16 protein-coding genes are annotated in these 18,534 nt (G+C 70.3%); 5 read left to right on the forward strand and 11 right to left on the reverse strand.

Going from position 1 to position 18,534, the window contains the following annotated elements:
• The first annotated feature begins 54 nt into the window (after positions 1-54).
• Both BUE16_RS05995 and BUE16_RS06000 read left to right on the forward strand, forming a co-directional pair.
• Positions 55-1,197 (forward strand): NAD(P)/FAD-dependent oxidoreductase, encoded by a 1,143-nt coding sequence (locus BUE16_RS05995; RefSeq protein WP_079991515.1) that lies wholly within the window; start codon positions 55-57, stop codon positions 1,195-1,197.
• Positions 1,198-1,508: 311 nt separating this feature from the next.
• Entirely contained in the window at positions 1,509-1,793 is a 285-nt protein-coding gene (locus tag BUE16_RS06000; protein ID WP_073307536.1) for a DUF7545 family protein, read from the forward strand.
• Positions 1,794-1,827: 34 nt separating this feature from the next.
• On the opposite strand, the gene BUE16_RS06005 is transcribed toward BUE16_RS06000, so the two are convergent.
• The 7 genes from BUE16_RS06005 to BUE16_RS06035 form a co-directional block, all read right to left on the reverse strand.
• Complete coding sequence (locus BUE16_RS06005) at positions 1,828-2,640, reverse strand: ZIP family metal transporter (protein WP_073307538.1); 813 nt, start codon at positions 2,638-2,640, stop codon at positions 1,828-1,830.
• Between the two features lie 153 nt (positions 2,641-2,793).
• Positions 2,794-3,996, reverse strand: a complete 1,203-nt coding sequence (locus BUE16_RS06010) for an aminopeptidase P family protein (protein ID WP_073307540.1) — start codon at positions 3,994-3,996, stop codon at positions 2,794-2,796.
• Positions 3,997-4,074: 78 nt separating this feature from the next.
• A complete protein-coding gene (locus BUE16_RS06015) occupies positions 4,075-5,685 on the reverse strand; it encodes a uracil-xanthine permease family protein (protein WP_079991526.1) in 1,611 nt (536 codons plus the stop codon).
• Between the two features lie 124 nt (positions 5,686-5,809).
• The gene (locus tag BUE16_RS06020; protein WP_073307542.1) at positions 5,810-6,757 is read right to left on the reverse strand and encodes a carbohydrate kinase family protein; all 948 of its coding nucleotides are present in this window, start codon (positions 6,755-6,757) and stop codon (positions 5,810-5,812) included.
• The gene (locus BUE16_RS06025; protein ID WP_073307544.1) at positions 6,754-7,575 is read right to left on the reverse strand and encodes a sugar phosphate isomerase/epimerase family protein; all 822 of its coding nucleotides are present in this window, start codon (positions 7,573-7,575) and stop codon (positions 6,754-6,756) included. Before BUE16_RS06025 ends, BUE16_RS06020 begins: the two co-directional genes overlap by 4 nt.
• 111 nt (positions 7,576-7,686) lie before the next feature.
• Positions 7,687-9,933 carry a histidine kinase N-terminal 7TM domain-containing protein gene (locus tag BUE16_RS06030; RefSeq protein WP_073307546.1) on the reverse strand — a complete coding sequence of 749 codons (2,247 nt, stop codon included), beginning with the start codon at positions 9,931-9,933 and terminating at the stop codon, positions 7,687-7,689.
• 287 nt (positions 9,934-10,220) lie between these two features.
• Positions 10,221-11,360, reverse strand: coding sequence for an acyl-CoA dehydrogenase family protein (locus BUE16_RS06035; RefSeq protein WP_073307548.1), 1,140 nt, complete (start codon positions 11,358-11,360; stop codon positions 10,221-10,223).
• Positions 11,361-11,475: 115 nt separating this feature from the next.
• Between BUE16_RS06035 and BUE16_RS06040 the strand changes: the two genes are divergently transcribed.
• Positions 11,476-12,336, forward strand: a complete 861-nt coding sequence (locus BUE16_RS06040) for an RIO1 family regulatory kinase/ATPase domain-containing protein (RefSeq protein WP_073307550.1) — start codon at positions 11,476-11,478, stop codon at positions 12,334-12,336.
• Positions 12,337-12,382: 46 nt separating this feature from the next.
• Here the strand turns inward: BUE16_RS06040 and BUE16_RS06045 are convergent, their stop codons facing one another.
• Positions 12,383-12,892 (reverse strand): cupredoxin domain-containing protein, encoded by a 510-nt coding sequence (locus tag BUE16_RS06045; RefSeq protein WP_073307552.1) that lies wholly within the window; start codon positions 12,890-12,892, stop codon positions 12,383-12,385.
• Between the two features lie 142 nt (positions 12,893-13,034).
• Positions 13,035-13,484 (reverse strand): DUF4112 domain-containing protein, encoded by a 450-nt coding sequence (locus BUE16_RS06050; protein ID WP_073307555.1) that lies wholly within the window; start codon positions 13,482-13,484, stop codon positions 13,035-13,037.
• 84 nt (positions 13,485-13,568) lie between these two features.
• Between BUE16_RS06050 and BUE16_RS06055 the strand changes: the two genes are divergently transcribed.
• Both BUE16_RS06055 and BUE16_RS06060 read left to right on the forward strand, forming a co-directional pair.
• Positions 13,569-15,098 (forward strand): aldehyde dehydrogenase family protein, encoded by a 1,530-nt coding sequence (locus BUE16_RS06055; RefSeq protein ID WP_073307557.1) that lies wholly within the window; start codon positions 13,569-13,571, stop codon positions 15,096-15,098.
• A 516-nt stretch (positions 15,099-15,614) separates the two neighbouring features.
• A complete protein-coding gene (locus BUE16_RS06060) occupies positions 15,615-16,730 on the forward strand; it encodes a Gfo/Idh/MocA family protein (protein WP_073307559.1) in 1,116 nt (371 codons plus the stop codon).
• 560 nt (positions 16,731-17,290) lie between these two features.
• On the opposite strand, the gene BUE16_RS06065 is transcribed toward BUE16_RS06060, so the two are convergent.
• Both BUE16_RS06065 and BUE16_RS06070 read right to left on the reverse strand, forming a co-directional pair.
• Positions 17,291-18,103, reverse strand: coding sequence for a carbon-nitrogen family hydrolase (locus BUE16_RS06065; protein ID WP_073307561.1), 813 nt, complete (start codon positions 18,101-18,103; stop codon positions 17,291-17,293).
• On the reverse strand, positions 18,100-18,528 hold the full coding sequence (locus tag BUE16_RS06070) for an SRPBCC family protein (RefSeq protein WP_073307563.1): 429 nt from the start codon (positions 18,526-18,528) through the stop codon (positions 18,100-18,102). Before BUE16_RS06070 ends, BUE16_RS06065 begins: the two co-directional genes overlap by 4 nt.
• Positions 18,529-18,534 lie beyond the last annotated feature (6 nt).

The raw sequence follows: 18,534 nt of genomic DNA on the forward strand, positions 1-18,534 counted from the left end.
GCGTGGCCGCCGCCCGTGAGGGTGTCGTTGTTCCTCACCCGCCGCTGATTCGTATTGTCTATTGTTTGCAATACTGTCGTTCGCAGTCCGAGCACGACAGCACAACCTACATACCCCGTTCGACCCTACCCGAAGCTAATGACAGACACCTCCGATATCGTCGAGCACCGCCCGCTGATCATCGCCGGGACCGGCGCGGCCGGGCTTACGGCGGCCATCTACGCGGCCCGCTCCAACAACGAGCCGCTCGTGTTCGAGGGCGACGAGCCCGGCGGACAGCTCACCCTCACCTCCGAGGTCGAGAACTTCCCGGGCTTTCCCGAGGGAATCAACGGCGCGGAGTTCATCAACAACGCCAAACAGCAGGCGACGCGCTTCGGCGCCGACGTGCAAAACGGCGTCGTCGAGCGCGTGGACGATTCCGAGCGCCCGTTCCGCGTCGAGCTCTCCAACGGCGACGTGTACACCGCCGACGCCGTCATCGCCGCCTCCGGCGCGTCCGCGCGGACGCTCGGCATCCCCGGGGAAGACGAGCTGATGGGCTTCGGGCTGTCGACGTGTGCGACGTGTGACGGCGCGTTTTTCCGCGGCGAGGATATGCTCGTCGTCGGCGGCGGCGACGCCGCGATGGAGGAGGCGAGCTTCCTGACGAAGTTCGCCGACACGGTGTACATCGCCCACCGCCGCGAGGAGTTCCGCGCGGAGGACTACTGGATCGACCGCGTGATGGACCACGTCGACGAGGGGAACATCGAGATCATGCGAAACACCGAGGTGACCGAGCTCCACGGGACGGCCGAGGCGGGCGTCGAGTCGGTCACCCTCGTGCGCAACCCGGAGGGACACCCGACCGACAAGCTCGACGATCCCGACACCGAGGAGTGGGAGTTCGAGGTCGGCGCGGTGTTCTACGCCATCGGCCACACGCCCAACACCGGCTACCTCGCCGACACGGGCGTTGAACTCGACGACGACGGCTACCTGCAGACCGTCGGCGGCACCGGCGGCGGCCAGACCGAAACCGGGGTGCCCGGGCTGTTCGGCGCCGGCGACGTGGTCGACTACCACTACCAGCAGGCCGTGACGGCCGCCGGGATGGGGAGCAAAGCGGCCATTGACGCCGACGACTACCTGGAGGACCTGAAGCGGGAGGCGGCGGCTCAGGCCGAGGAGGAGCCCGCGGCCGCAGACGACTAGAAACCTCTTTTCACCTCGGGTTTCCTCGCGGCCAGCTTCGCCGACCGCTGCGGGAACCGCTCGGCGAAAACTCGTTCATGCTGTCGAATTCGACGAATTCGACCGCTAATCAGACGCCGACGCCCGTCTGATGATGTCGTCAGAATGCGGAGCGTTCTGACTACTAACCAGAATCGCTCCGTGATTCTGGTGATGCCAAAGCCACTCGCTCGCCAGCCTTCGGCTGGCTCGCTCGCGGTATAATAACCTCCCCGACCGTGACGCAGTACCAGACCCACGGACCTTTATGTCCGGTAACCATCCGGAGAGCCATGGTTGGAACTGAAACCTACACGATCACCGGTCCGGACGGAGACAGCGACGAGGTCGACCTCCCCGAGGGGCTCGTCGACATGCTCGCCGAGCAGGGCGAAAATCCCAGCGAGGTCATCAGCGACGTGGTCCTCCAGGCGTTCGCCCAGCAGGCACACGCCATCGCCCACCACAGCGAGGGCGAGGCACCCCAGGACGTGCTCGACATCAACGAGAAGGCGGAGGAGCTGTTCGAGGAGCGCTTCGGCCAGAGCCTCTCGGATGCGATGGGCCACTCCCACTGAGCCGCTGATCCGGCCGCGGCCGACGTTCTTCCCGCTACACCGACGTGACCGACAGCAGCGGCACCATCGCCGCGACCCCGACGATGACGCCGGCGACGAGCTCGCGCTTCCCGTCGCCCGCGAGCCCATCGCCCAGCTCCAGCGCCTCCGGGATGAACTCCGTGAGCACGAGGTACACCATCGCCCCCGCGGCGAAGCCGAAGCCGATCGGAAGGAACCGCCGAGCCAGCGTGACGAAGTAGAAGGCGATCACCGCGCCGACCGGCTGCGGAAGGCTGGAGAACACCGCCCACCACACCATCTTCGGCGGCGACACGTCCATCGACCGAAGGGGGATCGACACCGCCACCCCCTCTGGGACGTTGTGGACCGAGATGGCGACTGTCATGAACACCGCCAGCAGCGGCACCGCAGTGCCGAACAGCACGACTCCGCCGGGCGTGTCGAACCCCAACTCCGCGAAGGAGACGCCGACGGCGACGCCCTCGGGGAAGCTGTGGACCGTGAGCACGCCGAGGATGAGCAGGAGCTTCCGGTAGTCGGCCTGCTCGTACTGCTTCGGGTGCACCTCTGCGCCCTCGATGACCTCGTGGGCGACGACGACGAGCAGGACACCCGCCAGCGCGCCGACGCCCAACTCCACGGGGCCGCCGTACGCGAGCCCCTCGCTCACCAGCCCGAACAGCGACGCGCCGAGCATGATCCCCGAGGCGAGCCCCCACAGGACCACGTTCCAGCGGTCGCCGATGTCGTCGACGAGCAAAAAGGGGATCGTGCCCAGCCCGGTCGCGAGGGCGGTTACTACCCCCGCGACGAAGACGAACACGTACGCGCCGGCGTCGACCATATCAGAGCTACCCGACCCGCGGAGTTAAGTTTCACGTCACTGACTATTTTCGGCCGACCGAAACCGACGGGACAGACGATCCCGAACACGTGCGGGAGATCGTCGGAGCCGTCAGTCGCGCGATCCTGCTCAGAAATCAGTCACTTCCCGGGGCTACGCCGTCTTCCAGTCGCGGTCGGTTCGGTTCAGACGCACGCAGCCGTCGTCGGTGACGACGACGAGGTCCTCGATCCGGACGCCGAACTCACCGGACAGGTAGATTCCGGGCTCGACGCTGAACACCATGCCCGGCTCCAGTTCTCGCTCGCCGCCCGAGCCGACGAACGGCTCCTCGTGCACGTCGAGACCGACGCCGTGGCCCGTCCGGTGGACGAACTCGTCGCCGTAGCCGGCCTCCTCGATGACCTCGCGGGCGGCGGCGTCGACCTCCTCTGTCGTGACGCCCGGCTCGCCCGCCTCGACGGCGGCCTCCTGCGCCTCGCGGACGACGCGGTGGACCTCGCGGAAGCCCTCGGACGGCTCGTCGTCGCCGAACACGAGCGTTCGGGTCTGATCTGAGGGATAGCCGTCGACGCGCGTGCCGAAGTCGAGGACGACGGGGTCGCCCGCCCCGATCACGCGGTCGCCGTGGGCGTGGTGGGGCATCGCGCCGTTCGGTCCGGAGCCGACGATGGTCTCGAAGGAGACGCCGGTGCCGCCGTGGGCCTCCAAGCGGTCCTCGATGCGGTGCGCGAGGTCGGTCTCCGTCATCCCGACGACCTCCTCGCCCCATTCGCGCAGGTCGCGGATCACCGCGTCGGCGGCCTCGCCCGCGCGGCGGAGGGCAGCGACCTCGGCGTCGTCCTTGGTCACGCGCAGGTCCCCGAGCACGTCGCCCGCGAGCCCGAACGTCGCGTCCGGGAGCACCTCGCGGAGGTCCTGCGTGAACCGGGCGTGCATGGTGTCGTCGACGAGGACGCGGGGCGAACCGCCGTGGCTGTCGTCGCCGTCGTCGTCGCGGCGGGTCAAGCCGAGGCCGTCCGCGACCGCCGCCAGCGCGGCGACGGGATCTTCGCCGTCGGCCCACGTGCGCACGTCGTTGACGGCGGCCTCGGCGCGCACCTGTTCGCCGGACAGTTCGGGGACGAGGAACACGGGGTCGCGATCGGGGGTGACGAACAGCAGGAAGTGGCGCTCGCTGGGGTGCTCGCTGTAGCCCGTGAGGTAGCGGAGGTTCGTGCTCGGGAACAAGACGAGCGCGTCGGCGTCGGCGGCGAGGCGGTCCCGGGCGGCGTCGAGTCGGCGGGCGTACGGGTCGTTGGAGGCGGACGAGGCGTCGGGGGCGGACGAGGCGTCGGAGGCGTCGGAACCGTTCATGCGCGACGGTTCCGTCGCCGCCGAATTGAACGCGTCGGAAAGGTCGCCTGCGGTCCGGGCTCGGAGCCGGTCGCCGACTCAGTCGCCGCGGACGAACCGGTCGTACGCCGACAGGAAATCCTCGTCGGACTCGGCGGTGCGCGCCCAGTCGGCGAGCCCGCGCTCCTCGTTGGTGCCGGGGATCAGGTTGTCGAGGGTGAACGCGACGACGCCGCCGACGCTGATGGCCGTCGACCCGACGACGAACACCGTGTCGGCGACCACATCGGTGCCGAGCACCGCGCCGAGGACCGGCACCGCGGCCATGCTCTGCGCGAAGAACGCTGCGCCGCCCATCCCGTCGGGCGCGGCGGCGGCGACGTTGCCGAAGTACTCGGGGACGAACAGTCCGGCGAACAGCGACACGCCGAGCACGAAGAGGTTCCGCTGGGAGTCCAGGTCGACGTACTTCAGGTTCGAGAGGCCGACGCCGACGATCTGGCCGAACATCGCGACGTAGAGACCGCCGACGACCGGGTCGGGAATGCTGGCGATGAGCGCGCCGAACGGGCCGAAGAAGCCGACCACGAGCATCGCCGCCGCGCCCACCTGCACGACGTACCGCGAGGCGACGCCGGTGAGCCCGATGGCGCCGATGTTCTCCGAGTAGGAGGTAGAGCCGCCGGCGCCCATCAGCCCGGCGAAGACGTTCGCGATCCCCTCCATCCCGATGCCGTGGGTGATGCGCTTCTCGGAGGGCGCGCCGACGCCTGAGAGCCGCGCGACTGCGTGGTAGTCGCCCAGCGACTCGATGATCGACGCGATCACGCCCGCGAGCATCCCGACGACGAAGCTCGCCGTCACCCGCGGGACGCCCCACTGGAGGGGGTAGATGGCGACCGCCAGCGGCGCCTCCGCGACCGGCCCGAGGTCGACGTAGCCGGGCGTGCCGGGCGCGTACACGCCCGCCGCAGACAGCGCGAGCGCGACGGCGTAGGCGACGACGATCCCCAAAAGCACCGGGAACAGCCGGAACGCCCGCGAGCGGTCGCCGAGGAACTGCGAGAAGGCGGCGATGAGGCCGAACGTGAGCAGCAGCAGCGGCCAGTTTTGCGTCGCGCTGGCGACCTGCGGGGCCGAGAACAGCGTCAGCCCGATGAGGACGATCACCGGCGCGATCACGACCGGGGAGACGTAACGGCGCAGGCGCCCCACCAGCCCGAGGTAGCCGATGGCGACTTCGAAGAGGGCGGCGACGACGATCGCTCCTTGCAACTGCAGCAGGGCGGCGCGCCACGCCGCCACCCCGCCGCCGGGCGGGTTCGCGACGACGACGCCGACGATCGCCAGCGCGGGCGCCAGCATCGAGAACGGCGCCCCCTGCACGATCGGGTAGCGGTTCCCGAGCGTCGTCTGTGCGAGCGTGGCGATCCCCGAGACGACGAAGAACGTCCCGACGAACCGCGGAACGAACTGGTCTGGCATCCCCATCGCGCCCGCGAGGATCAGCGGGACGGCGATGTTCGCCCCGACCATCGTCAGGTAGTGCTGGAGCCCCAGCCCCAGCGACTGGAGGAACGGCGGCCGGTCGTCGATCCCATAGGTGATGAGCGACGATCCGCCGTCGCCGCCGTCGGTGCGTGCGCGGTCCGCCGAGGCGGACGGGTCGCTCGGCGGATCCGTTCCGCCCTGGCTGGTATCCCCTGGCATCTCTGCCGAGTCGTTCGCAGTTTCGGACTTCACGCTGTCGCTCTCGGGACGAACGTGTCGACGGGACGACGACAGACGACCGCGACGACGGATGACCGGACGGACGGGTCGGCCTCGCCTTCGGCTACCGGTCGGTCAGGAACCGATCGACCGCCTCGCGCGTCGGAATCGCCGCCATCGCGCCCTGTGCGGTCGTCGCGCGGGCGCCGACGGCGTTGGCGAACCGCAGCGCCGCCCCCAGCGACGCCCCGCCGTCGAGCGCGTCGACGACGCCCGCGGTGAAGGCGTCGCCCGCGCCGGTCGTGTCGACCACGTCGGCGTCGAATCCCGGGTGTTCGGCGTGCCCCGCACCCCACGGGGCGCCGGCGGTCGAGCGGGCAGTCGCCCCCGCGGCGCCGCGGGTGATCACCGCGGTGTGTGGCCCGTCGGCGACGACGGCCGAGGCGAGCGCCTCTGCGGTCCCCTCGTAGCCGGCCGGTTCGAGGTCCTCCGCGGAGGCGACGAGCACGTCCACGTCGGGCAGCGCCCGCGCGAGCGTGTCGGTGTAATCGAACTCGCGCCACAGCGAGGGGCGCGCGTTCGGGTCGAACGAGACGGTCACGTCGGCGGGAACGCGCTCCAGCAGGTCGAAGACGGTCGAGCGGACCGGCTCGTGGGCCAACTCGACGCCGCCGACGTGGACCCAGTCGAGGTCGGTCAGCGCCGCGTCATCGACGGTCGCGGGGTCGAGGGCGGCGGCGGCCGTCCCCTCCAGGTACAGCGAGAACGACCGCTCGCCGTCGGCGTCGAGGGCCACGAGCGCGAGCCCCGTGGGCGCGTCCGGGTCGCGTTCGACGTACGCCTCCGGGATCGCCTCCTCGCGGAGCGTGTCCGCGAGGAAGTCGCCGAAGCCGTCGTCGCCGAGGCGGGTCCACAGCGCCGGCGCCTCGCCGAGGCGCGCGAGGCCGACCGCGACGTTCGCGGGCGCGCCGCCCGGATGGCGCACGTACGCGTCCGCGTCGCCGAGGTCGCCGGCGGCGGCCGCGGCGGGGTGGAGGTCGACGATGCACTCGCCGACGACGAGCCGGGTCATTCGTCTCCCTCTCGGTCGCTTCGATCGCTGCGAGCGGCCGCCAACAGCTCCTCGATCCGATCGCGGCTGTGCCCGAGGTACGCCGCGTCGCGGGTGAACACCTCCGCAGAGAGCGTCCCCGTCCAGTCGTCCGGCAGCGCGCCGAACAGCCGCTCGAAGTCGACGAATCCCGCGCCGATCGGGAGGTGCTCGTCGTCGGGGCCGCGCACGTCGTTGCAGTGGAAATGCGAGATCCGGTCGGCGCGCTCGTCGATCAGCGCCGCGATCCCGCCGTCGTCGCGGCCGTCGACGCGGGCGTGGCCGGTGTCGAGACACATCGACACGTCGGTCCGGTCGAGCAGTTCTCCGATCCGGTTCGTGTCGAACCGGCCGCGAGGGATGTTCTCGGCGACGATCTCGACGCCGCGGCCGGCGGCGTACGCGTCGAGGTGGCGGACCGACTCGACGATCGCGTCGCCGACCGTCTCGTCGTCATGTGCGGGCGCCCACGCGTCGGTGGTCGGGTGCAGCGTCGCCTTCGTCGCCCCGAGGTCGGCCGCGAGGTCGACGTGCGCCTCCAGCTCGGCGACGGCGCCCGAGCGGACGGCGTCGAAGGGGGAGCCGGGGTCGATCGACCCGAACGGGAGGTGGACGGTGCAGCCGATCCCGCGCTCCGCGAGCGCAGAGCGAAGGTCCTCGCGGCGCGGGGCGAGGCTGTTGCGGGCGCCGGCGCCGTCGAGCATCACCTCGACGTAGTCGTAGCCGCGGTCGGCGGCCGTCGCGACCGCCTCCAGCGGGTCCATTCCGAGTTGGGTGACGAACCCGACGTCGACGTTCATACCCACCGTACCACGCGTCGCCACTTCGACCCTCCGACCGCGGACGGCCGTCCCGGGAGTGCCGTCGACCCGCGGCCGCGTCGGCAGAACGCTGCGGCGGCCGTGGTCGGCTCAGCTGTCGTCGCCGGTCGTCTCGCCCGGCGTCGACTCCCCGAGCGGTCGCCACTCGTCGGGGCCGCCGTCGGCGCGCTCGGCGCCGGCGGCGACCCCCCACGGGTCCATCTGGTCGAGCGCAGTCGGCGGATCCGCAGTCGGTTCGGCGGCGCGGAGGCACACGATCACGACCGTGCCGATGTCGTCGAGCGACTCGTGCGCCGGTTCGTCGGCCGCCGCGTCCCCGCCGTCGAGGAAGGCGAGCTCGCCGTCGACGCCGTCGACGATCCACCGGACCAGCCACAGGCCGAGCCCGCTGGCGTGGCGAAGCTGCGTCTCGTGGCCCGACTCCACGGCCGCGCGGTCCTCCTCGGGGATCCCAGGCCCGTCGTCGGCGATGCGGAGCTCGACCTCGTCGGAGCCGGCGGTGAGCCCGACCGCCACCCGCGCGCGCTCGCCGTCGTGGTGGCGCACGGCGTTCTCGACGACGTTCCACACGGCGGTTGCGAGCAGCTCGTCGGCGTACGCGGCCGCGTCTGCGTCGGCGTCGACGGTCACCGTGGCCGTCGGGAATCGCTCGCGGGCGCGGGCGGCCACCTCCTCGACGACGCGAGTCACGTCGACCGGTCGCCCGCCGTGGTCCGTCCGACGCAGCGTCTGGTCGACGCCGCGGACGCGGGTGCCCAGCGAGGCCAGCCGCTCGGCCGAGCGCTGGATCCGTTGTGCGTACTCGGCGGCGGCGTCGCCGGCGGTGGATTCGATCACGTCGGCGTAGCCGAGCACGACGTTCAGTTCGTTGCGCAGGTCGTGCCGGAGAACGCGCGTCAACACGCGGAGGCGCTGCTCGTAGCGGTCCCGCCGGGTCTCGTCGCGGAGGGTGAGCAAGTAGCCGCCGATGTGCGGGTCGTGAAAGCGGTTGACGCCGACGCCGTCGAGGATCCGCCAGCCGCCGTCGCGGTGTTCGACCCGGAACGAGACCCTGACGCGCTCGCCCGGCCGCCCGAGGCTCTCCGCGAACCGCTTTGCGACCGACCGGCGGTCGTCCGGGTGAATGTACTCGGTGAACTCGCCGCCGGTGACCTGCTCCGGATCGTATCCGAGCACGGTCTCCACGGCGGGGCTGACGTATTCGAGAACCCCGTCGGCGTCGGCGACCGCGACGATGTCCTCGGAGTGTTCGACGTACGAGCGGTAGCGCCGCTGGATCTCGGTCTGTTCGGTCACGTCGCGAAACACGAGGAGTCGGACCCCCTCGCGTCCGAGCGACTCGCAGGTCGCCTCGAAGTAGCGCGGCCCCGCGGCGCCATCGCCGAACACTCCGCCCGCCGGGGCGTCGTCGTCCCGCGGGTCGAGCACGATCTCCGCGTCCTCGCCGTCGAGGAGGTCCGTCTCGACGACGGCGTCGGGAAGCACGTGCGCGGCGTCCGACCCCACCCAGTCGTCGCCGAGGGCGAACGCCTCGCACGCGGCCGGATTCGTTTCGAGCACGCGCTCGTCCTCGTCGACCACGACGATGGCGTCGTCGAGTTCCGCGAACACCGTCTCGTGGGCGACGGCGGCCACGTCGAAGAGGTCGTACCTGGCCATCGCAAGCAGCAGCGCCAGGCTGACCGTCCCGAACGCCACGGGGGTCGCGTCGAACGGCGGCGCCCACGACGGCCGGAGGACGAACAGCGACGCGGTCGCGACCGGCACCGCGGTCCCGCCACAGAGCAGGGCCGCCTGCATCCGGTATGAGTCGGACGACCGCAGCGCCGCCCGGCCCAACAGCGAGACGAACACCACTCCCGCGAGCACGCCGTACGCGACGTGCGCGACGAGCACGGGACCGGGGTCGCCGACGAGCAGCGTCGCGCCGTAGGCCGTCCGCGCCTCGATGTCGGCGAAGAAGAGGCCGGCGGGATTCACCACGGCGATCGCCCCGACGAGCGCCGGCTCGACCGCGAGCGCGGCGACTCGCGGCGGCGTCAGCCACCCGCCGTGGCCCGCGTACGTGACCGCGAACAGCAGCGACGTCGTCACGACGGGGAGCGAGACGATCCACTTCAGTCGCGCCAGGTCGGCGGCCTGGGCTGTCGTCCCGGCCATCGTGTGGAGGCCGAACGTCGTCGCCCACACCGCGACGATTCCCAGCGTGACGGCGATGGCGCCGCCCGCGTGGTCCGTCCGCTCGCGAGTCCGGAGAAACGCGAGCGCCCCTGCCGCCGCCGACACCAACGCGGAGCCGAATGCGGCGGCGGCGAGCACGTCTGAAGCGTGGACCATTGCGAAGGGTGGATCCGGGTGACTGGAGTCCGATTATAAATTCGACTCCAGAATTATCAGATCGGATTGTCCGGCGTTCGACCTCGGACGCAGCTGTTTGGGCTGGCCGGACCCCGCTTACAGCCCGAGTTGCCGACCGATGATGAGGTGCTGGATTTCGCTGGTCCCGCTCGAGAGCCCTCGCTCGTTCGCTCCGCTCGCGGGTCGCGTGCGCTTCCCGCTCGCATCGCGGCCTCCCGCCGGTCGGCCGCGCGTCTCACTCGCTCGCCCTTTTCATGTCAAACAGGTTACAGTCCGAGTTGTCGACCGATAATGAGGTGCTGGATTTCGCTGGTCCCCTCGCCGATCTCCATCAGCTTCGCGTCGCGGTAGAACCGCTGGGGCGGGAAGTCGGTGGTGTAGCCGTAGCCGCCGTGGACCTGCACGGCGTCCTCGGCGACCTCGCGGGCGGCTTCGCTGGCGTCGAGCTTCGCGAGCGCGGACGCGCGCGTCACGTCGTCGCCGTCGTCGTACATCGTCGCGGCCTTGTGGGTGAGCAGGCGCGCGCGCTCGGTCTTGCGGTGCATGTCGACGACCATGTCGCGGACGGCGTCGAACGTCGAGATCGGCTTGCCGAACTGCTCGCGCTCGCCCGAGTACTCCTTGGCCGCCTCGTAGGCGCCCTGTGCGAGGCCGGTGGACAGTGCCGCGATGGAGATGCGGCCGCCCTCCAGCGTCTTCATCGTCTGGGTCCACCCCTCGCCCTCGGCCCCGAGCAGGCGGTCCTCGGGCACGCGCACGTCGTCGAGGCTGATCTCGCAGGTCGGCGAGCAGTTCAGCCCCATCTTGTCCCAGACGGTCGCGACCTCGAAGCCGTCGTCGTCGGGGTCAACGATGAACGTCGAGATGCCGTCGTAGCCGGCCTCGGGGTCGGTGACGGCCTTCACGAGCACGCTATTGGCGACGCTGGCGTTCGTGATGAACTGCTTCGTTCCGTTCAGGACGTACTCGTCGCCGTCCCTCTCGGCGACCGTATCCATGTCGGAGGCATCCGACCCCGAGCCGGGCTCGGTCAGCGCCCACGCGCCCAGCTCGTCGCCCGCGGCGAGCGGGCGAAGCCACTCCGCTTTCTGCTCGTCGGTGCCGAACAGCTCGATCGGCTTCGAACCGAGCGAGGTGTGTGCCACGTACGACAGCCCGATCCCGCCGGAGACGCGACCGAGCTCCTCGGCGACGACGGAGTACAGCAGCGTGTCGCCGCCGAGCCCGCCGTACTCCTCGGAGATAGGGACGCCCATCACGTCAAGCTGCCCGAGCTGCTCGAAGATCTCCTCGGGGAAGCGGTGCTCGTCTTCGATCTCCTGGGCGATGGGGGCGATCTCCTCCTCGCAGAACTCCCGCACCTGATCCCGGATCATCCGGTGTTCCGCGGGTAGATCAAAGTTCATGACGGAACCACGGGCGGCGTCCCGAATACCTGTTTCGATGGGTTTCGGTCGGCGCAATATCCGCGCGTTCCGCGCCGCAACGATTTATCCCCATCGACCGACTACCTCCGACTCCATGGACCTCCAGCGTCTCCTCCGCGGGACCGTCGAGTGGGACCGGCTGGAGGCGGTCGCGCGCGGCCTCGCCGCCCGCTACGGCGACGGGAGCGCGCGCGTCGAGTTCCTCGACGCGGACAACTGGCTGTCGACGCCGTTCATCCTCCGGACGGGCGCAGAGGCGTACTTCGTGAAGGTGGTGAGCCGACAGAACTCCGTCGTTCACGCACTGTTCACCGCCGGGCGCAACCTCGGGGCGTTCACCTCGGGTTCGGAGGGCTTCTTCGCGCACGTCGGCACGCCCGCGGAGATGGCCCGCCACGAGCTGGAGGCGACCGAGGAGATGCGCGCTATCGGCGTCAACGCGCCCGAGCCGGTGGAGGCGCTCGAGATCGACGGGCTGGGCGTCCTCGTCGTGGAGTACCTCCCCGAGTTCCGTCCGCTCGACGAACTGGACGCCGACGCCGAGCGCGACCTCGCGCCGGAGCTGTTCCGGGCGCTCGGCCGACTCCACGACAACGGGCTCGCCCACGGCGACCTTCGGGCAGAGAACGTGCTCATCCTCGACGGTGACCTCTACTTCATCGACGCGACGAGCGTCCGCGAGCCGGGCGCGCTCGACGCACGCGAGTACGACCTCGCGTGCGGGCTCGCAGCGCTGGAGCCGCTGATCGGCGCGGCCGACGCCGTCGGGGCGGCGCTCGCGGCGTATCCGCCGGAGGAGGTGCTGGCCGCGCGCGAGTACCTCGACTTCGTCGCCATTCGGCCGGACCACGACTTCGACGGGCCGAAGCTGAAGGGGGAGATCGAAAAGCGCGTCGTCGAGGGTAACGAGGGCGACCGAAAGGAGGTCTCGAACGGCGAACGGCGCGACCCGTGAGCGCAGCGCGGCGTGCGTCCCGCACAGCGCACGACCGAGGACGGGGTCACTCACACGGCAGCGATGCGTCGAGTGATACGTCTCCGACGAGGACGGCGCCGCACATCGCACCAGTGCCGTGGATGGTGCAGAAGTACTCGTAGACGCCGGGTCTGCGGAACGTATGCGACGCCGACTCGCCCTCGCCGTAGTTACCCGAGAAGTAGTCCCACTCGGCTGCCGTCTCGTGGAACGCCGCGCTCTTGACGTTGTGCGCGTACGGGTCCCGATTCACCCACTCGACGGTCACCGGCGGGTCGACCGAGAGCCGGAGGGGCGTGAACGCGCTCCCGCGCAGCTCGACGGTGGCGGTCGTCGGCTCGCCCACCACGGTGGGAACGCGGGTGGTCGTGGTCGGGTCCGTCGTCGCCGTCGCGGTCGGGTCCGTCGTCGCCGTCGCGGTCGGGTCCGCGGTCGATGGCGACCCGTCGTCGGCTCCGTCTCCGTCGCCGGCGCACCCGGCCACCCCGAGCACGAACCCGACCGCCGCGCGGTCGAGGAATCGTCTGCGGTCCATGCGTTCTCTCGACGCGAGTCCGGGAAAACTGTTGTCCGAATTCCGACCGGAATCGCCCCGGTGCCGCGTCGACGCCGCGCTGTGGGGTCCGAGATTACGGATAATCGAGGAGAAAGTCCCGCGCTTCAGGGCGGGGATGGTGTCACTCCTCGGAGATCTCGATCTGCACCGGACCCTCGTCGTCCGCGGTCGCAGGCGTCGTCTCGTCGTCGTCGCCATCCGTCGCGACGAACTCCTCGATGTAGGAGACGTTCCACATGTTCGCCTTGAGGACGGCGTCGAATACCGGGCCGATGACGGGGATCGATCCGAGCGCCGCGTCGGCCGTCACGTTCGCGAGCATGCGGACGACCGTCGACAGCGGCACGCCGAGATAGGCGGCCTCGGCGACGATGTACAGCGAGACGCCCGCGGCGACGGCGTCCCCGGCGCCCGGTACCACGCCCAGCACCGGATCGAGGCCGACGCGGATATCGGTTCCCGGGATCCGAACCGCCTCGTCCATCACGCGGGCGACGGTCTTCACGCGGCGCACCGCAGGCTCGTCGGCCGATTCGGGCAGGTCCATCACGAGCGACTCGGAGTCGGTCATGACGGGATCAACGTGGCCGCGAGGAAAGGGCCTTGCGGCGGGGTTTCCCGCACCTATATCACACCCGTGACGCAAGATTTGCCCATGAGCCGAGACGACGGCGTCTACCAGCACTACATCGACGGCGAGTGGACCGACGGCGCGGGCGCGGAGACGTTCACCAGTCAGAATCCCGCCAACGGCGAGGAACTCGGCGAGTTCCACCGCGGCACCCCCGCGGACGTCGAGCGCGCCGTCGCGGCCGCCGACCACGCCTTCGAGGAGTGGAGCGCCCTCTCGCACATCGACCGCGCCGAATACTTGTGGGACATCTACCACGAGCTGAAAGACCGCCACGACGAACTCGGCGAGATCGTCACCATGGAGTGCGGCAAAGAGATCAGCGAGGGGAAGGCCGACGTGACCGAGGCGTGGCACATGGTCGAGTGGGCCGCCGGCGACGCCCGCCACCCCAAGGGCGACGTGATCCCCTCGGAGATTCCCAGCAAGGACGCCTACATGCGGCGCAAGCCGCGGGGCGTCGTCGGCTGTATCACCCCGTGGAACTTCCCGGTGGCCATCCCGTTCTGGCACATGGCCGTCGCGCTCGTTGAGGGCAACACGGTGGTCTGGAAGCCCGCCGAACAGACCCCCTGGTGCGCGCAGATCCTCGCGGAGATGTTCGAGGACGCCGGCGTCCCCGACGGCGTGTTCAACCTCGTGCAGGGCTTCGGCGACGCCGGCAACGCCATCGTCGAGGACGACCGCGTCGACACGGTCCTGTTCACCGGGAGCGCCGAGGTCGGCCACAAGATCGCCAGCAAGGTCGGCGGCGAGCCCGGGAAGCTCGCGGCCTGTGAAATGGGCGGCAAGAACAACATCATCGTCACCGAGAACGCGGACCTGGACACGGCAGTGCACTCGGCGGTCATGTCGAGCTTCAAGACCACCGGCCAGCGCTGTGTGTCGAGCGAGCGCCTCGTCGTCCACGAGGACGTGTACGACGAGTTCAAGAAACGGTTCGTCGAGAACGCCCAAAACGTCGCCGTGGGCGATCCCTTGGAGGAGGACACGTTCATGGGCCCGCTCATCGAACCCGAGCACAAGCAGAAGGTCTCACAGTACAACCAACTCGCGAAAGACGAGGGCGTGAACGTGCTCGTCGACCGCGAGGAGTTGGACGATTCGGAGATCCCCGAGGGTCACGAGGACGGTCACTGGGTCGGGCCGTTCGTGTACGAGGCCGACCCCCACGACGACCTCCGGTGCACCCACGAGGAAGTCTTCGGCCCGCACGTCGCCCTCCTGAAGTACAGCGGCGACATCGAGGAGGCCGTCGAGATCCACAACGACACCGACTACGGGCTGGCCGGCGCGATCATCTCCGAGGACTACCGCCAGATCAACTACTACCGCGACAACGCCGAGGTCGGCCTGGCGTACGGCAACCTCCCGTGCATCGGGGCGGAGGTCCAGCTCCCGTTCGGCGGGGTGAAGAAGTCTGGCAACGGCTACCCCTCCGCGCGAGAGGTCATCGAGGCCGTCACCGAACGCACCGCCTGGACGCTCAACAACTCGAAAGACATCGAGATGGCCCAAGGCCTCTCGGCCGACATCAAGACCAAGGACGACTGACGGACGACGGGGCGGGCGGCGGCTCTTCGTTCCCTCGTTCGCGTGTCGGATGTTCGGTTCGAGCCACCGCAGCGCCGCCGCTGGGTGTCGTGAAGACCGCTCCCATCGGTGCGACGACGCCGGCGCCGAGAAGGCGCCAGGCGCGACGCGGGTGTGGTGTACGGTGCGTCGCGCGTCGCCGCGTCCGACCGCGTGTCCGACGCGGTTCCGGGGCCGACGGGCCGGAGCGGGAGTGGGAGCGGGAGTTGCTCCGGCGGACCCGCGCGGATGGGCGAAACCGCCGTCGCGCGGGCGGCCCCGGTTCGCCGGGACACGATGTCCCTGACCCGCGAAGCCGAACCGGACCGACCGAGAACGGCCGGGTGTCCGGACACGCTGGGGGGTGCGCCCGGACGGGTTCGGTCCCGCGGTGTCCTGAACGGGGCGCGTTCGTTACTTCAACACTCCGCTCGAATTATCGGATCCGATTCTCGCCTGGCCGGTGCGGTTTAGCCCCTCCACGGAGAGGCTCACGTCATGTTCGAGTCGACGTTCGCGGACGCGGGGCGACGCGATTGGGCGGGTGACGAGGGCGACGGCGTCGACGCCGGCAGCGACGCGGTGACCCGGATCGCGACGGTCGGCTGCGGCAACTACGCCCGGTCGGTGTCGATCCCGGCGATGGCGCGCGGCGACTACGCGGCGCCGACAGTCGTCGTCAGCGGCGACGCCGAGAAGCGCGCCCGGCTGGTCGACGAGTTCGGCGTCACCGCCATCGACTACGACGAGTACGAGGCCGGGGCGGCGACCGACGAGTACGACGCCGTCTACGTTGCTACCCCGAACCGGCTCCACTTGCCCCACGTCGAAACCGCGGCCGACCACGGGAAGCACGCGATCTGCGAGAAGCCGCTGGAGGCAACCGTCGAGCGCGCCGAGCGGCTCGTGGCCGCCTGCGACGACGCGGGCGTCCGGCTGATGACCGCCTACCGGATGCAGACCGACCCCGTGATCAGGCGCCTTCGGGAGTTCGTCGCCGGGGGCGGCATCGGCGACCTCCAGCGTGCGGTCGGCGACTTCACCTTCCCGGTGCTCGGCGGTGACGCCGGCCCGGACCAGTGGCGCCTCGACGGCCGGCTCGCCGGCGGCGGCGCGCTGTACGACGTGGGCGTGTACCCGCTCAACACCGCGCGGTTCCTCGCGGGCGACGACCCGGTCGCGGTCTCGGCGACGACCCGGTCGCCGGACCCCGCATTCGACGAGGTCGACCAGCACGTCGATGTCCGCGTCGAGTTCGGCGGCGGCGCCGACGCGGACTCCGCCGACTCGGACGGCTGGATCGGGAACGTCTCGGCGTCGTTCTCCGGCCACCCGAACACCTCGCTGGAGCTGCTCGGGAGCGACGGACGGATCGCGGTTCGGTCGGCGTTCCAGCCCGGCGCTGACCGCGAGGTGACCGTCGAGACGGCCGAGGGAACCGTCAAGCTCGCGGGCGTCGGCGCCGACGAGACGGTCGAGGAGTTCGACTACTTCGCCCATGCGGTCGCGACTGGCGGCGACATCGAACCCGACGGGGCCGACGGGCTCATCGACATGCGGACGCTCGCGGCGGCGCAGGCGTCGGCTCGAACGGGCGAGCGGATCAAACTGTAGTCCGACGCGTGGCTCGCCTGTGTCTCGGCCGGAGTGTGGATCGAGCGCGTCGCGGGAAGAACGGTGACGACGAACGAAGGTGGGGGTGAGGAGGCGGTGGTGCGCGCGTCCGGCGCGGTGGACCCCTGACCGCGGAGCGGACACGCACAGTCGCGTCGGGTGCGGCGGCGCGGTGTCAGTGTTGCCAGCTTCCGACGAGAAAAGCGTCGGTTTGCCGGCATTGAGCCATACCCTACTGACCGGGATAAATGCACCGGCACCGGGCGGCGGGGATTGGGCCGACGACAATGGGTATGTGCGCCCCGGGGAGTGTGTCGGCTACGGCTCGCCTCGAGACCGAAGCGCTGTTCGGCGGCGCCGCGGACCTGCTATCACAGCTGCGCCGGACCGTCGACCACCGCCGGCTCGGCGTGCCGGGTGGCCCGGTCGACGGCGACAGGACGCTCCGCTGGGTCGAGGAGGTCCACCGTGCCGGACGGAGCCGTGGCGCGGACAGTCGCAGCGTCTCAGCCGACTGCTCGACGGGGATCACACCGCGTTCGTCCACGACGCGGAGTGACTCAGTAATCGCGTCTGTCGCGCAGCGCCGGGAACTCCTCGCGCACGCGCTCGACGCGGTCGGGCTCCACCTCCGCAGTGACGAGCGTCGGCTCGTCGCCGGCCGACGCGAGCGTCGTCCCCCAGGGGTCGTACACCGTCGACCTGCCGAGGAGGTCGGCGTCCTCGAAGCTTCCCGAGCCGTTCACCGTCGCGACGTACGCCAGGTTCTCGATCGCTCGCGCCCGCGAGAGCGTTCGCCAGTGCTCGACGCGCGGGTATGGCCACGCGCTCGGCACGAGGACCAGATCGGCTCCCTTCGCGTCCAGCGCGCGGAACTGCTCGGGGAACCGGAGGTCATAACACGTCGTCACCGCCACCCGAAAGCCCAGGAGATCGACGACCGGCAGCGATTCTCCCGGCGTCAGGAGCCGCGTCTCGGCCGACTCGTAGCCGAACAGGTGGTGCTTGCGGTACACCGCACGGCTGCGACCGTCCGAGTCGAACAGCACGGCGGTGTTCGCGAGGCCGTCGTCGTCCGGCACGTCCTCGCCGTCCGCGGCGCTCTCGGCGAGGTCCTCGACGACCGAGCCCGCCAGCACCGCGATGTCGCGGTCGCGCGCGGCCTCGGCGAGTCGCGTCAGCGTCGGCCCGGACAGGGGCTCGGCGCCGCGCTCGTACGACTCGAACGCGAAGTAACCGACGTTCCACAGCTCGGGGAGTGCGACGAGGTCTGCACCACGGTCGGCGGCATCGTCGACGGCCGTCAGCGCGCGTTCGAGGTTGCCGTCGCGGTCGGCCGCACGGACCTCGAGCTGCGCGAGCGCGAGCTTCATGCCAGCCCCAACTCGCGCTCCAGCGCGCGTTCGAGGTTGTCCAGTTCCTCGCCGAACTTCCGCTCGAAGAACGACTCTACTCCGGGGAGGCGGCCGTCGACGACGAACTCGTTGACGAGGCGGGCACCTCCCTCGTCGGTTCCGGAGACGGTGTGTTCGCCGGTCACGCGGAACGCCCGCGATTTCCCGACAAACTTGACGTACTCGGGCGGCTCCTTGCGCACCTCCTCGGTCTCGACGGCGATGCTCGATCGGATCACCGGAATCGGCAGGCGGACGTGCCAGGTGGCGGTGCCGTCGTCGCCGACCTCGTACTCGTCGACGACGCTGATCGCCCCGGCACGCTTGCCCGGATCGGAGATGAACGCCCAGACATCCTCGGGGTCCGCGTCGAAGACGAACTCCCGGCGCACACGCACGGTCATCGAACC

Origin of the sequence: Halobaculum gomorrense (genome assembly GCF_900129775.1) — an archaeon.
GTDB lineage: Archaea > Halobacteriota > Halobacteria > Halobacteriales > Haloferacaceae > Halobaculum > Halobaculum gomorrense.

What these genes read in the sequence shown, in the direction of transcription:
- BUE16_RS06030 (WP_073307546.1), bottom strand. Translation starts at nt 9,933, where the DNA reads ATGGTCCACGCTTCAGACGTGCTCGCCGCCGCCGCATTCGGCTCCGCG.
- BUE16_RS06070 (WP_073307563.1), bottom strand. Translation starts at nt 18,528, where the DNA reads ATGACCGTGCGTGTGCGCCGGGAGTTCGTCTTCGACGCGGACCCCGAG.
- BUE16_RS06035 (WP_073307548.1), bottom strand. Translation starts at nt 11,360, where the DNA reads ATGAACTTTGATCTACCCGCGGAACACCGGATGATCCGGGATCAGGTG.
- BUE16_RS06055 (WP_073307557.1), top strand. Translation starts at nt 13,569, where the DNA reads ATGAGCCGAGACGACGGCGTCTACCAGCACTACATCGACGGCGAGTGG.
- BUE16_RS06060 (WP_073307559.1), top strand. Translation starts at nt 15,615, where the DNA reads ATGTTCGAGTCGACGTTCGCGGACGCGGGGCGACGCGATTGGGCGGGT.
- BUE16_RS06015 (WP_079991526.1), bottom strand. Translation starts at nt 5,685, where the DNA reads ATGCCAGGGGATACCAGCCAGGGCGGAACGGATCCGCCGAGCGACCCG.
- BUE16_RS06005 (WP_073307538.1), bottom strand. Translation starts at nt 2,640, where the DNA reads ATGGTCGACGCCGGCGCGTACGTGTTCGTCTTCGTCGCGGGGGTAGTA.
- BUE16_RS06025 (WP_073307544.1), bottom strand. Translation starts at nt 7,575, where the DNA reads ATGAACGTCGACGTCGGGTTCGTCACCCAACTCGGAATGGACCCGCTG.
- BUE16_RS06045 (WP_073307552.1), bottom strand. Translation starts at nt 12,892, where the DNA reads ATGGACCGCAGACGATTCCTCGACCGCGCGGCGGTCGGGTTCGTGCTC.
- BUE16_RS06050 (WP_073307555.1), bottom strand. Translation starts at nt 13,484, where the DNA reads ATGACCGACTCCGAGTCGCTCGTGATGGACCTGCCCGAATCGGCCGAC.
- BUE16_RS06000 (WP_073307536.1), top strand. Translation starts at nt 1,509, where the DNA reads ATGGTTGGAACTGAAACCTACACGATCACCGGTCCGGACGGAGACAGC.
- BUE16_RS06020 (WP_073307542.1), bottom strand. Translation starts at nt 6,757, where the DNA reads ATGACCCGGCTCGTCGTCGGCGAGTGCATCGTCGACCTCCACCCCGCC.
- BUE16_RS06040 (WP_073307550.1), top strand. Translation starts at nt 11,476, where the DNA reads ATGGACCTCCAGCGTCTCCTCCGCGGGACCGTCGAGTGGGACCGGCTG.
- BUE16_RS06065 (WP_073307561.1), bottom strand. Translation starts at nt 18,103, where the DNA reads ATGAAGCTCGCGCTCGCGCAGCTCGAGGTCCGTGCGGCCGACCGCGAC.
- BUE16_RS06010 (WP_073307540.1), bottom strand. Translation starts at nt 3,996, where the DNA reads ATGAACGGTTCCGACGCCTCCGACGCCTCGTCCGCCCCCGACGCCTCG.